We start from the raw sequence: 18,820 nt of genomic DNA, 5'->3' as shown, positions 1-18,820 counted from the left end.
CCGTCCCTCGCGAGGAGGAAGGGGGCGGGCGTCGGGGCACCGAACGTAACGCCCGGTCAAGGGCTGCGGCAAGCCGTCATCCACAGGGTGCTGCACGTCTCGCACACGCCGCCCGTAGAGTGGTGCCACACGGCCGTTCACCGGTTTGACCCTGATCTTCGCCAGCGCGTACCGTTGGCCGGTCTGCCGGAGTCGACCGGTGCCGCACGTCCACGGAGGCTTCCCCGTCACCGTGGGTGGGCGGTGCCTGCCGAACGTCGCTGGCCCGGGGTTCCGGGCGCGTGGCGGCACTGCCGATCAGCCCGGCGGGGACACACCGCGAACCACCACCGAAAGAGAAGCTCGTGAGCAAGCGTACCTACCAGCCGAACAACCGTCGTCGCCACAAGGTGCACGGGTTCCGCCTGCGCATGCGTACCCGCGCTGGCCGTGCCATCCTGACCGCGCGACGCCGTAAGGGCCGCAAGAGCCTCGCCGTCTGACGGGGGCTCTCGACCGTCACAACGCTGCGTCCGTGCTCACCAGGCCTCACCGACTGACCGACGGGGATCTTTTCCGCGCCGCATCACGTCGAGGCCGCCGGGCCGGGACCCGCACCCTCGTGGTGCACCTCCTGCTCGAGGTGGACAGCAGCACCGATGCCGACCCCGGCGTGCCGCGGGTCGGCTTCGTCGTGAGCAAGGCGGTCGGCAACTCCGTCGTACGCAGCCGTGTGAAGCGGCGGCTCCGACACCAGGCCCGGGAACGACTCTCGTCGCTCCCGGGCTCTGCTGTGCTCGTGGTCCGCGCACTTCCGGCGGCCGCGCAGGCCTCCTCGGCGCAGCTCGCGGCCGACCTCGACAAGGGTCTGGGCCGGGTGCTGGCATGAAGTACGTCCTGATCGGCCTGCTCCGCGCCTACCGCGCGGTGATCAGCCCGCTCTACGGCCAGGTCTGCCGCTACCACCCGTCCTGCTCCGCCTACGCGCTGGAGGCCGTGCGCACGCACGGGAGCCTGCGTGGGAGCTGGCTCGCCGTACGACGTCTGGCACGCTGTCACCCGTGGGCGGCCGGCGGTTACGACCCCGTCCCGGACCGCCCCGGAGCCTCGTCTCCCTCACCCCAGCAAGGAGCCTGAATCCGTGGGATTCTTCAGCGCCATCGGCTCGTTCATCATGACGCCGCTGTACTACATCATCTCCGCGCCTCTGGTCGCGTGGCACTGGCTGTTCACCCAGCTCGGCCTGGACAGTGACGGTGGTGCGGCCTGGGTGCTGTCGATCATCGGCCTGACCCTGGTGGTGCGTGCGGCGCTGATCCCGCTGTTCGTCAAGCAGATCAAGTCCAGCCGCAACATGCAGCTCATCCAGCCCAAGGTGAAGGAGCTGCAGAAGAAGTACGGCCACGACCGGGAGCGTCTCGCCCAGGAGACGATGAAGCTGTACAAGGACTCGGGCACCAACCCGTTCGCCTCGTGCCTGCCGATCCTGGTGCAGATGCCGATCTTCTTCGCACTGTTCCGCATCCTCGACCAGGCCGCGAGGAAGGAGACGGCGCACGGCTTCCTGACCGCGGAGCTGGCCCGCGACTTCCGGAACTCGCGTCTGTTCGACCTGATCCCGCTGAAGGACTCCTTCTGGGGCGCGCGCACCTGGGGCGACAACGGTGACCTCACGGTCATGCTCGCCGCGCTGGTGCTGGTGCTCGCGATGACGGCCACGACGTTCACCACCCAGCGTCAGCTGATGGCCAAGAACATGCCTGCGGACGCGCTGTCCGGGCCCTACGCCCAGCAGCAGAAGATGCTGCTCTACGTGCTCCCGGTGGCCTTCGGCCTCGGTGGTGTGGCGTTCCCGATCGGTGTGCTGCTCTACTGGACCACCTCGAACCTGTGGACCATGGGCCAGCAGTTCTACGTCATCCGCAACAACCCGGCGCCCGGCACCCCGGCGTTCAAGGCCAAGGAGGAGCGCGACCGCGCCAAGGCGGTCCGCAAGGGCACCCTGGTCGAGGACCCCACTGCCGCACCGACCGAGCCGCAGGCGGACCGCCGTCCGGCCGTTCGCCCGCAGCCCCAGAAGCAGACGCGCGAGCAGCGCAAGAAGACCAGCAAGAAGCCGGGCGGCTCCCCCAAGAGCGGCCCCCAGGGAGGCAAGAAGTGACCGAGGAGAGCACCGTGCCCGTGAACGGCGAGGAGATCGCGCCCGAGGGCGCCAGCACCGACCGGCTCGCACAGCTGGAGAACGAGGGTGACATCGCGGCCGACTACCTCGAGGAGCTGCTCGACATCGCCGATCTCGACGGCGATCTCGACATGGACGTCGAGGGTGACCGCGCCGCGGTCTCGATCGTGGGTGCCGACCTGAGCCAGCTGGTCGGGTCCAACGGCGAGGTCCTGGAGGCGCTGCAGGAGCTGACCCGTCTCGCGGTCTACCGCGAGACCGGCGAGCGCTCGCGGCTGATGCTGGACATCTCCGGCTTCCGCGCCGACCGCCGCTCGCAGCTCGAGCGCCTGGCTGCGGAGAAGGTCGCGCAGGTCCGCGAGACCGGCGCGCCGGTCTCGCTGGCGCCGATGTCGCCGTTCGAGCGCAAGGTCGTCCACGACGCCGTCGCCGAGGCCGGCCTGGTCTCGGAGTCCGAGGGCGTCGAGCCCCGTCGCCACGTGGTGATCCTGCCCAGCTGATGAGCGACGTTTCACGTGAAACACCCTCCGCGCCCGAGGTGGCGCGGAGGGTGTTCTCGTCCCAGCGGCTGCCCCTCGCGCAGCGTTATGCCGACCTGCTCGCCACCGAAGGCGTCGTCCGCGGCCTGATCGGGCCCCGCGAGGCCCCCCGGCTGTGGGACCGCCACCTCCTCAACTGCGCCGTGCTCGGCGAGTGGATCCCCTCCGATGCGACGGTGTGTGACATCGGATCGGGCGCCGGGCTTCCCGGCCTGGTGCTGGCGATCGCGCGCCCGGACCTCCAGATCACCCTCGTGGAGCCGCTGCTGCGCCGTACGACGTTCCTGCAGGAGGTCGTCGACGAGCTCGAGCTCACCCACGTCCGGGTCTTTCGCGGCCGGGCCGACGCCCTGCACGGCGCGGAGACCTTCGACGTCGTGACCTCGCGGGCGGTGGCCCCCCTGGGCCGCCTGCTGGGCTGGTCGATGCCGCTCGTTGCTCCCACCGGGGCGCTGGTGGCGATGAAGGGATCCTCGGTGCACGAGGAGATCGCGGTCGCGGCCGACGACCTGCACGCGTGGGGCTGCGCCGAGCCCGAGGTGCGCGTCCTCGGCGAGGGCGTCCTCGCCGAGACCACCGTGGCCCTCCGAGTGGCCTGGGCCGATCCCGCGAAGGTATCTTGGCCGTCCGGGACCGCGGCCGGAGCGGACAAGCCTGCCCGCCGCGCCCGCGCCAAGAAGTCCCGCCCGAGACGAAAGCAGGGTTCGTGAGCGACGACGAACGTCAGGGCTCCGGCACCACCCAGGCCGGATCCCCGCCCGTGAACGATGCGGTGTCCCCAGAGTTATCCACCGGTGAAAAGGTGCCCTCCACGCCTGACTCTCCACAGGATGAGGGAAATTATCCACAGGGAGGGGCGGTGAACGGGGGCTCCCGAGCATCCGCTGCGGCCGCCCCCGTTTCACGTGAAACGACGACCGGCGCCGCCGCTGTTTCACGTGAAACCGGATCCGCGGGCTCGGCTGTTCCACGTGAAACATCCCCCGGTTTCACGGTGCGCACGGCGGGCGAGATGGCGCCGTACGCCAGTGACCTCGACATGAACACGACTCCCCTGGCCAAGGCCGCCGAGCACAGCGTGCTGGCGCGCCGGTCCTTCACCTCGGGTCGTCACCTGGTCCCCCGGCCGGCGAGCACCCGGGTGTTCGTGGTCGCGAACCAGAAGGGTGGCGTCGGCAAGACCACCTCGACGGTCAACGTCGCCGTGGCGATGGCACAGCTCGGGCAGCGCGTGCTGGTGATCGATCTCGACCCGCAGGGCAACGCCTCGACCGCCCTGAACATCGAGCATCGCCGCGGCGTCCCCTCGACGTACGACGCACTGGTCGACGGCGTCCCGCTGACGGAGGTCACCACACCCTGTCCCGATGTCGACAACTTGATGGTCGTGCCGGCCACGATCGACCTCGCCGGCGCGGAGATCGAGCTGGTGAGCGTCGTGGCGCGGGAGAACCGGCTGCGTCGCGCCATCCACGGGCACCCGCTGGTCGGTGACGAGGCGAGCGCCGGGGAGGACCGCTTCGACTACGTCTTCGTGGACTGCCCCCCGTCGCTCGGGCTGCTGACGCTCAACGCGCTCGTCGCGGGCGATGAGATGATGATCCCGATCCAGGCCGAGTACTACGCCCTGGAGGGCCTGGGTCAGCTCCTGGAGACGGTGGAGATGGTGCGCGCGCACCTCAACCCTCATCTGTCCGTCTCCACGATCCTGATCACGATGTACGACGCCCGCACGCGACTGGCCGCCGGCGTGGCGGAGGAGGTCCGCGAGCACTTCGGGGAGCAGGTGCTGCGCACCGCCATCCCCCGATCGGTGCGCGTGTCCGAGGCGCCGTCGTACGCACAGACCGTGATGACCTACGATCCGGGGTCACCGGGTGCGCTGAGCTACTTCGAGGCGGCCCGCGAGATCGCCAGCAAGGCCGTCAGTAAGGCGGCGACCCCGTCGAGCACCCCCGGAGGGCCCGCGTGAGCACGACTCGTCCGCCCCAGCGCCGCGGACTCGGCCGCGGACTCGGCTCGCTGATCCCCACGGCACCCGTTTCGGCGCCCTCCCACGACGATTCTGCGGCTCCTGAGGAGTCCGCGAGTTCGTCAGGAGGCGATCTGAGCGCTCCCGGGGCGCCCGCGGCGGGGCGAAATGAGGTCCGGGAGGCTCCTGAGGGCTCTCAGAACGCCTCTCCTGACGGTTCTGGAGGGCTCGCGCCGGTCGACGGCGCCTATTTCGCCGAGATCCCGATCGAGCAGATCGTCCCCAACCGTGCTCAGCCGCGCTCGGTCTTCGACGAGGAGGCGATGGCGGAGCTGGTCCACTCGATCAACGAGATCGGCCTGCTGCAGCCGGTGGTCGTCCGGCGTACCGGTCCGGAGGCCTACGAGCTCATCATGGGCGAGCGCCGGTGGCGCGCCAGCCAGGTGGCCGGACGCGACACGATCCCCGCGATCGTGCGCGACACCGACGACACCGACATGCTGCGCGACGCGCTGCTGGAGAACCTGCACCGCTCGGACCTCAACCCGCTGGAGGAGGCCTCCGCCTACGCCCAGCTGCTCGAGGACTTCGGGTGCACGCACGAGGAGCTGGCCCGTCGGCTGGGGCGGTCGCGCCCGCAGATCAGCAACACGCTGCGACTGCTCAAGCTCAGCCCCGCCGTACAGCGACGGGTCGCGGCCGGCGTGCTCTCGGCCGGGCACGCCCGCTCCCTGCTGGCGGTCGAGGACCCTGCCCTGCAGGACCGCCTGGCGCAGCGCGTGGTCGCCGAGGGCATCAGCGTGCGTGGCCTGGAGGAGATCGTAGCCGTCGGCGAGCGTGGCCGCGCCCCGTCCCCGCGCGGTCGCAGCGCCCAGCGCATCCCTCCCGGCCTCGTGGAGTACTCCGACCGCCTCGCAGACCGCTTCGAGACCCGCGTGAAGGTCGATCTGGGCCGCAGCAAGGGCAAGATCACCGTCGAGTTCGCCACGATGGAGGACCTCCAGCGCATCGTGGACATCATGGACCCCCGCAACCGGACGGATCGAGTCATCTAATCGACATGTCGCTTTGTCGACAAAGTGATCTAGCAACAAATCGCCGGCGTGCTCACGGGCGGGCACTCCCGCTCCCTGCTGGCGGTGGAGGACGCTGCCCTGCAGGACCGCCTGCGCAACGTGTGGTCAGCGCATCCCTCCCGGCCTCGTGGACATCATGGACCCCCGCAACCGGACCGACCGCGTCATCTAATCGACATGTCGCTTTGTCGACAAAAGGATCTAGTAACAAATCGCTGAATCACAGAATCGCTTGATCCATCAGTCGCTCCCTTTGTGGGGGCACGCACGCTCGCCGAGTCGGCGTCAATGGCGCGTCGAGTCGGCGTGAGTGGTGCGGGAGCACGGTCGAGTCGAGACTTGTGACGCTCGAGTCGGGAGTCCTGACCGCATGAGTCGATACCTGCGCCGCCATTGGCGCCGACTCGCGCAACCATTGGCGCCCACTCGCGGAAATGACAGGAGCCGGACCCGCCTGAGCGGATCCGGCTCCTGACCGGTGTCGGGCTGACAGGATTTTGAACCTGCGGCTTCCTCGTCCCGAACCAGGCGCGCTACCCAAACTGCGCCAGAGCCCGGCGAGTGGGCGCGGCAGCCGGGAGCCGTTCGACGTGAGCAGTCGTCGCCCGCATGACTGGCTCTCTGAGGCTGAACGCAGGCAACCGAGCTAGGTGCGCGGCTGGCGTACTCCCGTCGCGCGACCATCGGCGCCGACTGGGCGAGGGGCCGGGGGGTGGATCAGGAGCGGCGCTTGGCGGCGCGGCGGGCGGCGCGCTCGCGCTTCTCGGCGGCGTCGAGGCGCTCGGCCTCCTCGAGGGTGGGCGCGGAGCCCCCGAAGCGTGCAGGGAGCCACCAGGAGCCCGGAGGCTGCTCCTCGGCTGGGTAGGCCGAGATCGTCTTGTCGAGCATCACCGACATCCGGCTGTGCAGCTCGGCGTTGTCCTCGAGGGCGGTCTCGGCGGTGGGGTGCAGCGGCTCGCCGACGGTGATGGCGATGCTCGTCCCGCGGGAGAAGTCCTTGGGGTGGCCCTTGGTCATCATCCGCTGGGTGCCCCACAGGATGACGGGCACGAGCGGTACGCCGGCGGCCGCGGCGATTCGTACGGCGCCGGTCTTGAACTCCTTGAGCTCGAAGGAGCGCGAGATCGTCGCCTCCGGGAAGATCCCCACGGCCTCGCCGACCCGAAGCCGCTCGACGGCCTCGTTGAAGGACGCGAGACCCTCCCCGCGGTCGACCGCGATGTGGTGCATCGAGCGCATCACCGGACCGCCGACCGGGTGGTCGAAGATCTCCTTCTTCGCCATGAACCGCACCAGGCGCCGCGAGGGGTGCGCGGCCAGGCCGCCGTAGATGAAGTCCAGGTAGCTGACGTGGTTGAACGCCAGCAGGACGCCGCCCTCCCGGGGCACCTGGTCGGTGCCGGTCAGCACGATCTGCTGCCCCAGCACCCGGAAGGCGGTCTTGGCGGTCGCGATGACCGGCGGATAGGTGAGGTCGCGCATGCGTCAGGCCTGTCTGTCGACTCGGTCAGTGCGGTGGACGGTGGGGCTCAGGTCAGGTCGACGCGCGGGCTGTCGTAGCCGCTGCTGCTGCCGAGGGCCGGCTTGCCCTGGTCGGGGGCGCCGAAGGTGGCGCGCAGCTCCATCTCGGCCTCGAGCACGCCGGCGAGGCGGCGTACGCCCTCCCGGATCCGCTCGGGGGTGGGATAGCAGAACGACAGGCGCATCGCGTGGGAGCCGAAACCGTCGGCGTAGAACGCGGTGCCGGGGACGTAGGCCACACGCGCGGTCACGGCCCGGGGGAGCATCGCCTTGGCGTTGACGCCGGAGGGGAGCGTGAGCCAGACGTAGAAGCCGCCGTCGGGGACGTTCCAGCGGCAGCTGGCCGGCATCAGGTCCGACAGGGCGTCGACCATCGCGTCGCGCCGGCCGCGGTACATCTCGCGGAACTGCTTGATCTGGCCCTGCCAGTCGTGGTTCGCGAGGTAGGCCGAGATCGCCATCTGGGAGAACTGCGGGGGACACAGGGTCGCGGACTCCTGGGCCAGCACCAGCTTCTCGCGCACCGGCGCCGGCGCGAGCGCCCAGCCGACCCGGAAGCCCGGGGCGAAGGTCTTGGAGAAGGAGCCCAGGTAGATGACGTTGTCGGGGGAGTCGGCGCGCAGCGCGCGCATCGGCTCGCGGTCGAAGCCGAGCAGGCCGTAGGGGTTGTCCTCGAGGATGAGGATGCCCTCGGCGCGGCAGATCTCGAGGATCTCCGGGCGCCGCTCCGCCGAGAGCGAGACGCCGGCGGGGTTGTGGAAGTTGGGGATCGTGTAGAGGAACTTGATCGTCTTGCCGGCGGCCTTCACCGCCGCGATCGCCTGGCGCAGCGCCTCGGGCACCAGCCCGTGGGCGTCCATCTCGGCGTGCACGACCTCGCACTCGTAGGACTTGAAGACGCCCAGCGCCCCGACGTACGACGGGGCCTCGCACAGCACCACGTCGCCCGGGTCGCAGAACACCCGCGTCACCAGGTCGACGGCCTGCTGGGAGCCCACGGTGACCACGACGTCGTCGGGGTGGGCCTCGATGCCCTCGAGCCGCATCACGTCGGTGATCTGCTCGCGCAGCTCGGGGACGCCCTGACCGGAGCCGTACTGCATCGCGACCGCGCCCTGCTGGGCGACCAGATCGCTGATCGCGCCGCCGACGACGTCGAGGGGCAGCCCGGAGATGTTGGGCATGCCGCCGGCGAGGGAGACGACCTCGGGTCGGGAGGCCACCGCGAACAGGGCTCGGATCTCCGAGGCCGTCATGCCCGCGGTGCGTGCAGCGTAGCGATCGACAAACGCGTCGAGGCGGGCGCTGGGCGGGCGTGAAGGCGTCTGATCCATGATCCCTCTAGCATGGACGATCGACGCCGTGACCGCACGTGCGGATCGCGGTTTGGTCGCGTCTGTCCCGTCACAGCACCGGGAGGTCACCGTGTCGCGCAAGGTCGTCCGGCTCACCGTGGACCATCTCGCGGAGCTCGGCGAGCGCGGCGAGCGCTGTGCCTCCTGCCTGTTCTGGGAGCTCGACCCGGTACGCCGCGAGCGGGTCCCACCGGAGCGCGCCGCGGCCGAGAAGGAGGCCTGGGTCAGCGAGCTGCTGCGCGACTGGGGCTCGTGCGGGCGGGTCGTCCTGGTCGAGGGCCGCCCCGTCGGCTGGGCGATCTATGCGCCGGCGGCGTACGTGCCGGGCGCGGCGGCGTTCCCGACGGCGCCGGTCTCCCCGGACGCCGTCCTGCTCACCACCGTCCACGTCGATGCGGAGTACGCCGGGGGCGGGCTCGGGCGGATGCTGATCCAGGGCGTGGCCCGCGACCTGGTGCAGCGCGGCGGGATCGCGGCGGTCGAGGCGTTCGCGACCACCCGTCCGGAGCGGCGCCCGGTGCCTGGGCTGCCGGGTTTGCCCGGGCTGGCGGGGTGCGGGTGCGTGGTGCCGGCGGGCTTCTTGGGCAGCGTCGGGTTCAAGACCCAGCGCGCGCACCCGCTGACGCCGCGGATGCGGATGAGCCTGCGCGCGGCGCTGACCTGGCGCGACGAGGTCGAGGCCGCGATCGGCAAGCTGGTGGGCGCGGTGCGCCCGGGCCCACGAACGGCGAGGCCCCCGACCCCCACCCGGGTGGGCGGTGCGTCGAGGGCCTCGTGAGAGTGCGTCGCTCAGGCGATGACCGCTCAGGCGATGACCGCTCAGGCGATGAACTCGGAGAGCTCGTTGAGGATGGCGGCCTTCGGGCGCGCGCCGACGATCGTCTTCACGACCTCGCCGCCCTGGTAGACGTTGATCGTCGGGATGCCGGTCACCCGGTACGACGAGGGGGTGACGGGGTTCTCGTCCACGTTCATCTTGAAGAACGTGATCTTGTCGCCGTGGCTGCCGGCGATCTCGTCGAGGATCGGGGCGACCTGGCGGCACGGCCCGCACCACTCCGCCCAGAAGTCGACCAGGACGGGCTTCTCGGACTTGAGGACCTGCGCCTCGAACTCGGCGTCGGTCACGGCGGTGATGTTGCCCACGGTGGTTCCCTTCGGTGGTTGCTGATCAGGCTGACGGCTGTGCTGGTGCAACACCCGTCCCCGGTGCGATGTTCCCGCGCCCGGGACGTGGTGCCTGGTGCTCGGTGGGTGCTCAGAGGCCGGCGGTCTGGACCTGCTCGTCATCGGCCGACGCGGCCACGGTCTGCTGCGCCTCACCGGCGGTGGCGGTGGTGTGGTCGAGCTGGGCGAGGTAGCGCTCGGCGTCCAGCGCGGCGGCACAACCGGTGCCGGCCGCGGTGATCGCCTGGCGGTAGTGGTGGTCCACCAGGTCGCCGGCGGCGAAGACACCGGGCAGGTTGGTGGCGGTGGAGGGGTGCGCGACCACGACGTACCCGTCGTCGTCGACGTCGACCTGGCCGGTCAGCAGCTCCGAGCGCGGGTCGTGGCCGATCGCGATGAACAGGCCGGTCGCCGCGAGGTCGCGGGTCTCGCCGGTGACGGTGTCCTTGAGGGTCACCGACTCCAGGCGGTCGGAGCCGTTGATGGACTCCACGACGCTGTTCCACTCGATCTCGAGCTTGGGGTCGGCGAACGCGCGCTCGGCCATGATCTTGGAGGCGCGCAGCTCGTCGCGGCGCACGATCAGGGAGACCTTCGAGGCGAAGCGGGTGAGGAACGTGGCCTCCTCGACGGCAGAGTCGCCGCCGCCGACGACCGCGATGTGCTGGTCGCGGAAGAAGAAGCCGTCGCAGGTCGCGCACCACGACACCCCACGACCGGAGAGCTCCTCCTCGTTGGGCAGGCCGAGCTTGCGGTAGCCCGAGCCGGTGGCCAGGATCACCGCGCGGGCGGTGTAGGTGTCGGTGGCGGTCTTCACGACCTTGATCTCACCGGTGAGGTCGACCTCGACCACGTCGTCGGCGACCAGCTCGGCGCCGAAGCGCTCGGCCTGGGCGCGCATCTCGTCCATCAGCGCGGGGCCCATGATGCCGTCGCGGAAGCCCGGGAAGTTCTCGACCTCGGTGGTGTTCATCAGCGCGCCGCCGGCGGTCACCGAGCCCTCGAAGACGAGGGGCTGCAGGCTGGCGCGCGCGGCGTACACGGCGGCCGTGTAGCCGGACGGCCCGGAGCCGATGATGATCACGTTGCGGGTCTCGGACATGACGTCCTCTCGATGGATCGGGGTTGGTCGGAGGTGACACCTCGAGAACCGATCGTAGGCGAGGGATGTTCCCGCGCCGACCGCGTCCCGAGGACGCTCAGCGGCGCGGCAGCGTCACCGAGCGGAGGATCGCGCCGGTGCCGCACTGCAGCACCTCCACGACCCGGGTGTCACCGGCGGCAGGTCGTACGGCGACCACTGCCGGCTCGCCGTCGTAGCGCACCGCCACGAGGCGCCCGGGGCCCCAGGGGGCGGGGTCGCAGGAGAACCAGGCGTTGCCCCGGGCCGCGGCGCTCAGCTCGTCGGTGGGCCCGGACTGCGCGTGTGGGGCCGGTGCCCGGTCGCGGTAGCGCTCGACCCGGTCGTCGGAGTCCGCCGCGCCGGCGCCGCCCGAGCCGGCGGAGTATGCGGCCTTGCCCTCGGTGGCCCGCAGGAGCGCGCGGGCGTCGCGGGTGAAGTGGTCGGCCTGCACCTCGACCGGGTCACCGGTCGGGGAGGGCGCCTGGCGTCGGGGGAGGGTGCTCCGGACGGCACCCTCCGAGGGCGCGGAGGTGGCCTCGTCGGCCGACGTGTCCTGCGCGCTGGTGGCATCGCTGTCCGAGGAGGCGCTGTCGCCGGGGTCGACGACTTGGCCGATGGCCACGCCGGCGACGACCACGGCGGCCGCGGCCACCAGCAGACCTCCGGCACGGCGCCGGCGTCGTGCGGCGACCTCGTCAGGGTCCGGGACGTCGGCGGGGTCGTCGGCGGCGAGCTGGGCGAGCACCCGCTCGAGGCGGGTGGCGACGTCGTCGGGGACCGGCTCGTCGTGGCGGGCCTCGCGCAGGAGGCGGCGGACCTGTGCGTCCTGGTCGTCGTCGGGGCGGGTCACGGTCGGCCTCCTCTCTGCGGGGGGCGGGAGTGCGGGGCGGGCGTACGGGGCGAGGCGGGGTTCATGGCGCGGGCGCGGTGGGTGGGGTGCCGTGTCTTTGTCCGACGCCGGGGTCGGTGGTCCGGTTCCGCTCCGGGGCGTGTGCTGGCTCACCGCGCCGCGCGAGCCCCAGGAGGGTGGCCAGCCGGGCCCGGCCCCGGGAGCACCGGGACTTCACGGTGCCGACCGCGCACTCGAGGATCGCGGCCGCCTCGGCCACGGAGTAGCCCTCCATGTCCACCAGCACGACCGCGGCCCGCTGCTCGGGTGCCAGCTGCCGCAGCGCCTCGAGCACGGCGCGGCGCTCGTCGTGGCGCGCGCTCTGCTCCGCGGGATCCTCGGCCTCGCCGGTCGCCGAGCGCAGCGACCCGCGGCCGCCGTACTCCTCGAGGTCCTCGGGGAGTGCTTCGGTACGCCGCACCCGGGCGGCGCGGTGGCGATCGAGGCAGGCGTTGACGACCACGCGGTGCAACCAGGTGGTGACCGCCGCGTCGCCGCGGAAACTCGCGGCCCGGCGGTACGCCGCGATCATGCCGTCCTGGAGGCCGTCGGCGGCGTCCTCGGCGTTGCCAGAGGTGCGCAGCGCGATGGCCCACAGCCGGTCGCGGTGCCGGGCGAAGAGCTCGCCGAACGCGTCGTGGTCGCCGGCCACGTGGGCGGCGAGCAGCTCGGCGTCGGAGCGGGAGGTCGCCGGTCCTGGGTGGGGCTCGCTCATCCGCGCACCACGACCTCGGCCACCTCGGCGCGGAACCCGTCGGAGACCGACGGCAGCGAGGTCAGCCACAGGGTGACGTAGCGCCCGCGCACCGGCTCCTCGAGGGTGATCGTGCCCGAGGCGCCGATCTCCCGGGTCGCCGCGGGCGATCCGGCGTCGCTCGGCGTCGTGGTCGGCGCGGTGTCGCTGACGAAGACCTCGACAGTGGTCGGCTCGCCGCGCAGGGTGAGCTGGACCTCGGCGACGTCCTGGCTGCTGCCGAGGTCGAGCACCAGGCCGACCCCGCTCTTGAGCCCGCCCGGGCCGAACTGCTGGAGGTAGGTCTGGGTGGTCCACACGGTGGCGTCGTCGCCGTCGGTGGCGAGGGCGGTCAGCTCGGGGTACTCCCCGCCGTCGTCGCCCTGCGGGTCGAGGTCGCCGGTGCCGGTGACCGACAGCGGCTGCAGCGCGGCCGCGGAGACGTCCGGGGTGCGGGTCGGGTCGTCGCCGGGGTCGCTGCCGAGGACAGTCTTGCCGCGCCCGAGGTTGATCGCCACGACCACCGCGATCAGCAGCAGCAGGCTGGCCGCGATCACCATGGCCACGCGCAGCGAGCTGCGTCCGGGCACGTCGGTGCTCTCGTCGGGCGGGACGACCGGGAGCCCGGTGCCGTTGTGGCGCCCGTCGGCGGTGTCCCAGGGCCAGAAGTCGCTCGGCGTCTCGGACGGTACGGCGGAGGCACGCGGACGGCGCACCGGAGCGCCGTCGGCCGGCTCGGGGGCGAAGAGCGGGCGCTCCGGCGGCTCCTCGAACGGCGGCGGCGGAGGCGCGGGCTCCGCGGAGCGCGCCAGCCAGGACACGTCGTCGCTCTCGTCGTCGAAGACCGGCATCCCGGCCTGGGTCGGAAGGCCGTCGGGCACGACCGAGGTCGCACCCGGGTCGGTGTCGTCGGCGGCGGTGCCAACGCCGGGCGCGGTGGGGACGGCGGTGGTGCGGGTGCTGTCGGCCGGGAGCGCGACGGGAGTGCCCTCCGCGGGCGTGGCGGCCACGGGCGTGCGCACGGTCTCGGTCGCGTCCGGCTCGCGGGCCGCCTCGGCGTCGTCGTCGCGCGGCTCCCCGGCGTACCGGCGCGGCTGCGGGTCGCGCGGGGGCTCGGGGGCGCGGGAGCTGTGGCGCGGCTCGTGCAGCGCCATCTCCGGGACCGGTGGCAGCACCACCGTCTCCGGGCTGCGGTGCATGCGCAGCGCGGCCATCTCCTCGGGGATCCCGGTGGGGTCGCCCACGAAGTCGGCGAGGAAGTCCGCGATGTCGCGCGCCGAGCGCAGCCCGAGCTCGCGTCCCCGCGGGAGCGTGGGGTTGAGCAGCTCATCGCAGAGCGCGTCGAGCGGCCGGGGCACCCCGGCGCGCACCTGGCGCGGACGCAGCACGTGGCCGTGGTCGGTGGGGGCGGGCGGTACGTCGGAGGCGGCCAGGCCGGCCCACCGACCGGTCAGCGTGCAGTAGAGCAGGCCGGCGAGGTTGGTGACGTCGGTCGCGAGCCGGTCGGTCGGCAGGCCGTGCAGGGCGGCGTCCACGGCCAGGCCGATGACGCGGACCGAGCCGGTGCGGTCGATCAGGACGTTCTCGGGCACCAGGCGGCCGTGGGCGACGCCCGCGTCGTGGGCGCGCGCCATCGTCTCGGCGACCTCACCGACCAGCCAGGCCGCGCGACGCGGCGGGAGCGGGCCGTGGGTCGCAGCCAGGTGGTCCAGGGCGATGCCCGAGCCCCACTCGTTGACGACGTAGCAGAGGCCGCCGGTGCGCTCGGCGTCCAGCACCCGCAGGATGCGCGGGTCGTGGATGCGCGCGGAGCGGCGCGCGGCCTCGATCAGCTGCTCGGCGCGCGGGTCGTCCGCGTCGATGACGTGGAGGGCGACGTGGCGCTCCAGGATCTGGTCGTGGGCACGCCAGAACCGCCCACCCTTGCTCTCGCTGAGCAGGTCGACGAGGCGGTAGCGTCCGGCGAGGACGTCGCCGGGCCGGTTCGACAGTGGCACGTGGACCCTGCGACTCCTTCCCTGCTGTCGTCGGCTGCTCGGTGCTGTGGGGCCGTTCACCGGCCCGCGGCTCATGGTAGGCCGCGGTCCTTGCGGCGGGTGCCAGGGAGTCGCCGGGTGATGGTCTCGATGACGTCGGTCACCTCACGCAGCCGGAAGGCGCGGGCGAGGAGCAGGTAGACCACGCCGGCGACGCCGAGGGTCACCCCGGCGACCAGGACCGCGCCGGGCCAGCTGTCGGTCCCGGACCAGCGGTCGAGGGTGAGCGCCGGCACCGCCGCGACGGCCGTGGTGAGCACCGTGATCAGCACCAGGCGCACCAGGAACCGCACCAGCCGGGCGTCGTCCAGGGTGCCGATGCGCCGGCGCAGGACGCCGTAGGAGAGCACGCTGCCGACGAGGTACGACGCCGCGTACGCCGCCGCCAGCGCGGGCGCGGTGTGCTCGGGGTCGACCGCGCGCACCGCGACCAGGGCCACCACGATGTTGGTCAGCGCCACCCAGCACTGGTTGAGGCACACCGTGCGGGTTTGCTCCAGGGCGTAGAAGCCGCGCAGCACCAGGTAGTGCACCGTGAAGAGCAGGATGCCGGGGCCGAAGACCGCCAGCGTCGGGGCGTAGGCGCCGATCGAGTCGGCCGAGGCGCCGAAACCGAACAGGATGCGGGCGAGCTCGGGAGCCACCAGCGGCAGCAGCGCCGCGAACGGGACCATCACCGCCAGCGCCGTGCGCAGCGTGCCGCCCAGGCTGCGCCCGAGCGCGGTCAGGTCGCCGTCGGCCGCCTGGCGGGAGAGCCGCGGCAGGACCGCCGTCGCCAGGGACACCGTGATCACCGAGTGCGGGACCATCACGATCAGGAACGCGAAGGAGTAGACGGTGTAGCCGGTGCCGCCGTCCGCGGCGCCGCTCGAGGCGAGGTTGACCACCACGGTGTAGGCGATCTGGTTGACCACCACGAACAGGACCGTCCACATGCCCAGGCGCAGGGTGTGGCCCAGACCAGTGCCGCGGAAGTCGAAGCGCGGGCGGAACCGGAAGCCGGTGGCGCGCAGGTAGGGGATCAGGATCAGGAACTGCGCGACGATGCCGGCCGTGGAGCCCAGGCCGATCAGCAGCTCCTCATCGACCGTGTACGCCGCGTCCGCGCCCGCGCCCTCGGCGGCACCGAAGGACATCAGGTAGGCGACCAGCACCGCGATCGAGATCAGGTTGTTGGCGATCGGCGCCCACATCATCGGGCCGAAGCGCCCGCGCGAGTTCAGGATCTGCCCGACCAGCACGAACATCCCGTAGAAGAACACCTGGGGCAGGCAGTAGCGGGCCAGGTCGATCGCGGAGTCGCGTTGCGCGGCGAGCGAGGCCTGGCCGTACTGCTCGCTGAGGTAGAGGTCCATCACCAGCGGCGCGGCCAGCACCAGCACCAGCGTCACCAGCGCCAAGAAGAGGCCCGCGAGGGTGAGGATGCGGTTGGTGTAGGCCACCCCGCCGTCCGGGTCGTGCTTCATCGCCCGCACCAGCTGCGGCACCATCACCGCGTTGAACACGCCGCCCGCCAGCAGGATGTAGAGCGCGTTGGGGACGGTGTTGGCGATCGTGAACTGGTCGGCGTGCAGGCCGGCGCCCAGCGCGGCGGCGAGCAGCGCCGTACGCACGAATCCGCTCGCCCGGGAGACCACCGTGCCGGCCGCCATCACCGCGCTCGAGGCGAGGATCTTGCGGTCCTCCTCGCGCACGTCGGTGGAGGGTTCGCTCATGCGGGGGTCTCCTGGGAGTCGGGAGCGGTGTCGGTGGTGTCGGCGTTCGCCTCGGGGCCGGCGTCCTGCTCCGCGGCGCGGCGTCGCGTGCGCACGGTGCGCACCACCCGGACCGCGACCGCGCCGACGAACAGCGCCAGCCCGACGCCGATGATCACCCAGATCACCACGCTGAACTGGGCGGCGCGGATCGGCAGCTGGTCGGAGGAGCCGAGGGCGGTGCCCTCGAGGTCGGTCACGACCAGCGTGACGTTGTGGACGCCCTGCCGCTCGGTGCTGGCGGTGAGCAGGACGGTACGCCGGCTGCGGGGGGCCAGCTCGACGGTGTCGGGGCCCTCGATGACGATGGGGCCGTCGGCGATCGCGTCGATGGCGACGGTGACCGGCTCGTCGAGGTTGTTGGTCACGGTCGCCGAGAAGCGGCCGCTGGTGCTGGACAGGGTCACCGAGGGCGGTGCCTCGATGAGGATGCTCCGCAGCCGGGTGTCGATCCAGGACCGGGACGCCTCGGCGCGGCGGCGCGCCGCGCTCGGGTGCACGCGGCTGGCGTAGGAGAGGTTGGTCAGCGCCTCGTCGGTCACCTCGCCGGCGACCCGGTCGTTGCGGCGCAGCAGGTTCTGCAGCGTCTGCCCGGCCCGCTCGAGGGCGCGGGCGGCGCCGAAGTCGGTGGCGGTGAGCTCGCGCGACTGCACGCTCTCGGGGTAGTCGAGCCGCTCGGCGACCTCAGGGACCTCGGCGCTTGCGTCGTCGGTGATGTCCTCGACGGTGGTGAGCCGCAGCCAGGGCAGGTCGAGGCCCTGGAAGAAGCCGGTGGTGCCGGCCGGCACCCAGCTGTCGGGGAGCACCACGACGAGGGGGTCCGGACCGCTCGCGGTCGCCCCAGCGCGGCTCACCGCGTCGGCACCAGAGGGGGTGGCTGGGGTGGTGGACTGGGCGGACGGCGCCGCCAGGTCGGCCTGCAGGTGGCGCACCGCGGCCTCGGCGAGCAGCCGCTGGCGCACCGCGACCAGGGCCAGCGGGTCGTCGGGGCCGGGCCCGCCGGTCTCGGTGGCGCTGGAGAAGACCGCCACCGGGCGCTTGTCCACGGAGACCACACCCGGCGCGTCGGACTCCGCGCCGAGCATCCGGTCACCGATCATCACCGTGGTGCCCTTGGTCGCCAGCCGCATCGCGCCCCGCTCGAGGTAGCCGCCCGGGGAGGTGATCACCGGGGTGGCGTCCGGGGCGAGCTGGCGCAGTGAGTCGGCGGAGCGCGCGCGGGCCTGGCGGTAGACCGGCCGGTCGTGGGCGGCGGCCGCGGAGACGTCCAGGTCGCCGTACGGCAGGGCGAGGACCTGGCCGGAGCCCAGTGCGCTGGAGAGGCGCTCGAGCCAGGTGGAGGCGGCGTCCGCGGCCGGGTCCGGGGCCGGCTCCTCGTCGGCGTCGTCCCCGCCGTCGCCTTCGCCGGAGCCGTCGTCCTCACCGGCCCCGCCGCCGGGGGCGGGGCTCAGCGTGGCCTCGGGGTCCGCCGTGGCCTCGGGGTCGTCCTCGAGGTCGGGGTCGTCGCCCTCGTCGGGGTCCAGGGTGGGGCCGGTGGTGCGCGCGGGGTTGCCCGCCGCCAGGCGGCGTGCGGCGTCGCTCACGGCCGGGTCGACCAGCCAGGTGATCGGCCGGGAGCCGGCCGCGGCCCCGAACTCCACCAGGCTGCGCAGCCGGCCGCCGGGGGCGAGGGTGCTGGTCCAGCCGTCGACGTCGGCCAGCGAGCCGTCGTCCGCGTGGGCGACCTGGCGGCGCAGCGGCACCACGATCGCGGTGTCGACGGGGGTGCTGGCCTTGGCGCCGCGGACCAACGGCAAGAAGGTGCGGGCACGGCCGTCGGCGAGCCCGTCGCGTGCGGAGGTCCTGGACTCGCCGAGCGCGTGGACGCCGAACCAGTACACGCCCGGGTCGCCGCTGATCGGGAGTGCGCTGCGCGGCACTCGGACGGTGTACGTCGCGCTCTCGCCGGGCGCCAGGCGCTTGATCGTCGCGAACGGTCCCGGATCGGTGATCCGCTCGCCGACGAACGCGGACGCGTCGGTGGTGGCGGCCCCGGTCAGCTCCTCGCGGGTGGTCAACGGGTCGCCGGAGACGAACGGGTAGAGGTTGATCGTCGACCACGGCACGTTGTCGAGGTTGGTGACCGTGCCGGTGACCCGCACCGCACCGCGCTGGGGGACCGCCGCGGGGGCGAGCGAGCCGATGCTGATCGCGAGCGGGGCCTCGTCCTCGGCACGCACGGGAGCGGTGGTGGCGGCGTTCGCGAGGCTGCTGCGCCCGGAGGTGGCCAGGGAGGTCGAGATCGCCGGCGAACCGGTGTCCGCGGTGGTGCGGGCGTGGCTGGAGCGGCTGGCCGGTGCGGCGGGTGCCGGCACCGGCTGGGACCCCGCGACCGGGGAGTCGGGGCGCATCGCTGCGGCCGGGGAGGCGGTGCCCAGCGGTGCCGCGAGGGTCGCGAGCGCCACGAGGGCAGGCAGCAGCGACCGGGGGCGGACCATGGCCGTGACTCTATCGC

Annotated in this window: 18 protein-coding genes; 9 read left to right on the top strand and 9 right to left on the bottom strand. The window is 72.5% G+C overall.

The window, feature by feature from the left end; all coding sequences use genetic code 11:
- Positions 1 to 344 precede the first annotated feature (344 nt).
- The 8 genes from rpmH to GFH29_RS20330 all read left to right on the top strand — a co-directional run bounded on the left by rpmH (position 345) and on the right by GFH29_RS20330 (position 5,727).
- On the top strand, positions 345 to 482 hold the full coding sequence (gene rpmH / locus GFH29_RS20365) for a 50S ribosomal protein L34 (protein ID WP_153325538.1): 138 nt from the start codon (positions 345 to 347) through the stop codon (positions 480 to 482).
- A gap of 32 nt (positions 483 to 514) precedes the next feature.
- Complete coding sequence (gene rnpA, locus GFH29_RS20360; protein ID WP_153325537.1) at positions 515 to 868, top strand: ribonuclease P protein component; 354 nt, start codon at positions 515 to 517, stop codon at positions 866 to 868.
- Complete coding sequence (gene yidD / locus GFH29_RS20355; RefSeq protein ID WP_153325536.1) at positions 865 to 1,116, top strand: membrane protein insertion efficiency factor YidD; 252 nt, start codon at positions 865 to 867, stop codon at positions 1,114 to 1,116. The genes rnpA and yidD overlap by 4 nt, the downstream gene beginning before the upstream one ends.
- Positions 1,117 to 1,153: 37 nt before the next feature.
- Positions 1,154 to 2,140, top strand: coding sequence for a membrane protein insertase YidC (gene yidC / locus GFH29_RS20350; RefSeq protein ID WP_153325945.1), 987 nt, complete (start codon positions 1,154 to 1,156; stop codon positions 2,138 to 2,140).
- A 14-nt stretch (positions 2,141 to 2,154) separates the two neighbouring features.
- Positions 2,155 to 2,661 carry a protein jag gene (locus GFH29_RS20345; protein ID WP_228387919.1) on the top strand — a complete coding sequence of 169 codons (507 nt, stop codon included), beginning with the start codon at positions 2,155 to 2,157 and terminating at the stop codon, positions 2,659 to 2,661.
- A 50-nt stretch (positions 2,662 to 2,711) separates the two neighbouring features.
- On the top strand, positions 2,712 to 3,410 hold the full coding sequence (rsmG, locus tag GFH29_RS20340; protein WP_228387655.1) for a 16S rRNA (guanine(527)-N(7))-methyltransferase RsmG: 699 nt from the start codon (positions 2,712 to 2,714) through the stop codon (positions 3,408 to 3,410).
- Positions 3,411 to 3,694: 284 nt separating this feature from the next.
- Positions 3,695 to 4,672, top strand: a complete 978-nt coding sequence (locus tag GFH29_RS20335; protein ID WP_323368672.1) for a ParA family protein — start codon at positions 3,695 to 3,697, stop codon at positions 4,670 to 4,672.
- On the top strand, positions 4,669 to 5,727 hold the full coding sequence (locus tag GFH29_RS20330) for a ParB/RepB/Spo0J family partition protein (protein WP_153325533.1): 1,059 nt from the start codon (positions 4,669 to 4,671) through the stop codon (positions 5,725 to 5,727). The genes GFH29_RS20335 and GFH29_RS20330 overlap by 4 nt, the downstream gene beginning before the upstream one ends.
- 738 nt (positions 5,728 to 6,465) lie before the next feature.
- Here GFH29_RS20330 and GFH29_RS20325 read toward each other — a convergent pair.
- Together GFH29_RS20325 and GFH29_RS20320 are read right to left on the bottom strand one after the other, a co-directional pair.
- Positions 6,466 to 7,230, bottom strand: coding sequence for a lysophospholipid acyltransferase family protein (locus GFH29_RS20325; protein ID WP_153325532.1), 765 nt, complete (start codon positions 7,228 to 7,230; stop codon positions 6,466 to 6,468).
- Positions 7,231 to 7,277: 47 nt separating this feature from the next.
- On the bottom strand, positions 7,278 to 8,603 hold the full coding sequence (locus GFH29_RS20320) for a PLP-dependent aminotransferase family protein (protein WP_153325531.1): 1,326 nt from the start codon (positions 8,601 to 8,603) through the stop codon (positions 7,278 to 7,280).
- Between the two features lie 91 nt (positions 8,604 to 8,694).
- Here GFH29_RS20320 and GFH29_RS20315 point away from each other — a divergent pair, with 91 nt between their 5' ends.
- Positions 8,695 to 9,402, top strand: a complete 708-nt coding sequence (locus GFH29_RS20315; RefSeq protein WP_153325530.1) for a GNAT family N-acetyltransferase — start codon at positions 8,695 to 8,697, stop codon at positions 9,400 to 9,402.
- A 41-nt stretch (positions 9,403 to 9,443) separates the two neighbouring features.
- Here the strand turns inward: GFH29_RS20315 and trxA are convergent, their stop codons facing one another.
- The 7 genes from trxA to GFH29_RS20280 all read right to left on the bottom strand — a co-directional run bounded on the left by trxA (position 9,444) and on the right by GFH29_RS20280 (position 18,803).
- Positions 9,444 to 9,770 carry a thioredoxin gene (gene trxA / locus GFH29_RS20310; RefSeq protein WP_153325529.1) on the bottom strand — a complete coding sequence of 109 codons (327 nt, stop codon included), beginning with the start codon at positions 9,768 to 9,770 and terminating at the stop codon, positions 9,444 to 9,446.
- A gap of 112 nt (positions 9,771 to 9,882) precedes the next feature.
- Positions 9,883 to 10,893, bottom strand: coding sequence for a thioredoxin-disulfide reductase (trxB, locus tag GFH29_RS20305; protein ID WP_153325528.1), 1,011 nt, complete (start codon positions 10,891 to 10,893; stop codon positions 9,883 to 9,885).
- A 97-nt stretch (positions 10,894 to 10,990) separates the two neighbouring features.
- Positions 10,991 to 11,764 carry a hypothetical protein gene (locus tag GFH29_RS20300; RefSeq protein WP_153325527.1) on the bottom strand — a complete coding sequence of 258 codons (774 nt, stop codon included), beginning with the start codon at positions 11,762 to 11,764 and terminating at the stop codon, positions 10,991 to 10,993.
- A gap of 61 nt (positions 11,765 to 11,825) precedes the next feature.
- Positions 11,826 to 12,518 carry an RNA polymerase sigma factor SigM gene (gene sigM / locus GFH29_RS20295; RefSeq protein WP_153325526.1) on the bottom strand — a complete coding sequence of 231 codons (693 nt, stop codon included), beginning with the start codon at positions 12,516 to 12,518 and terminating at the stop codon, positions 11,826 to 11,828.
- Positions 12,515 to 14,533: a protein kinase family protein gene (locus GFH29_RS20290; protein ID WP_194289044.1), complete on the bottom strand. Its 2,019-nt coding sequence runs from the start codon at positions 14,531 to 14,533 to the stop codon at positions 12,515 to 12,517. The genes sigM and GFH29_RS20290 overlap by 4 nt, the downstream gene beginning before the upstream one ends.
- Before the next feature lie 71 nt (positions 14,534 to 14,604).
- The gene (murJ, locus tag GFH29_RS20285) at positions 14,605 to 16,287 is read right to left on the bottom strand and encodes a murein biosynthesis integral membrane protein MurJ (protein ID WP_153325524.1); all 1,683 of its coding nucleotides are present in this window, start codon (positions 16,285 to 16,287) and stop codon (positions 14,605 to 14,607) included.
- Positions 16,284 to 18,803 carry a DUF6049 family protein gene (locus GFH29_RS20280; RefSeq protein WP_153325523.1) on the bottom strand — a complete coding sequence of 840 codons (2,520 nt, stop codon included), beginning with the start codon at positions 18,801 to 18,803 and terminating at the stop codon, positions 16,284 to 16,286. The genes murJ and GFH29_RS20280 overlap by 4 nt, the downstream gene beginning before the upstream one ends.
- Positions 18,804 to 18,820: the final 17 nt, after the last annotated feature.

Source organism: Nocardioides sp. dk884 (assembly GCF_009557055.1).
Taxonomy (GTDB): domain Bacteria; phylum Actinomycetota; class Actinomycetes; order Propionibacteriales; family Nocardioidaceae; genus Nocardioides.
The sequence above is the reverse complement of the archived record's forward strand: the minus strand, read 5'-3'. Positions and strand labels throughout refer to the sequence as shown.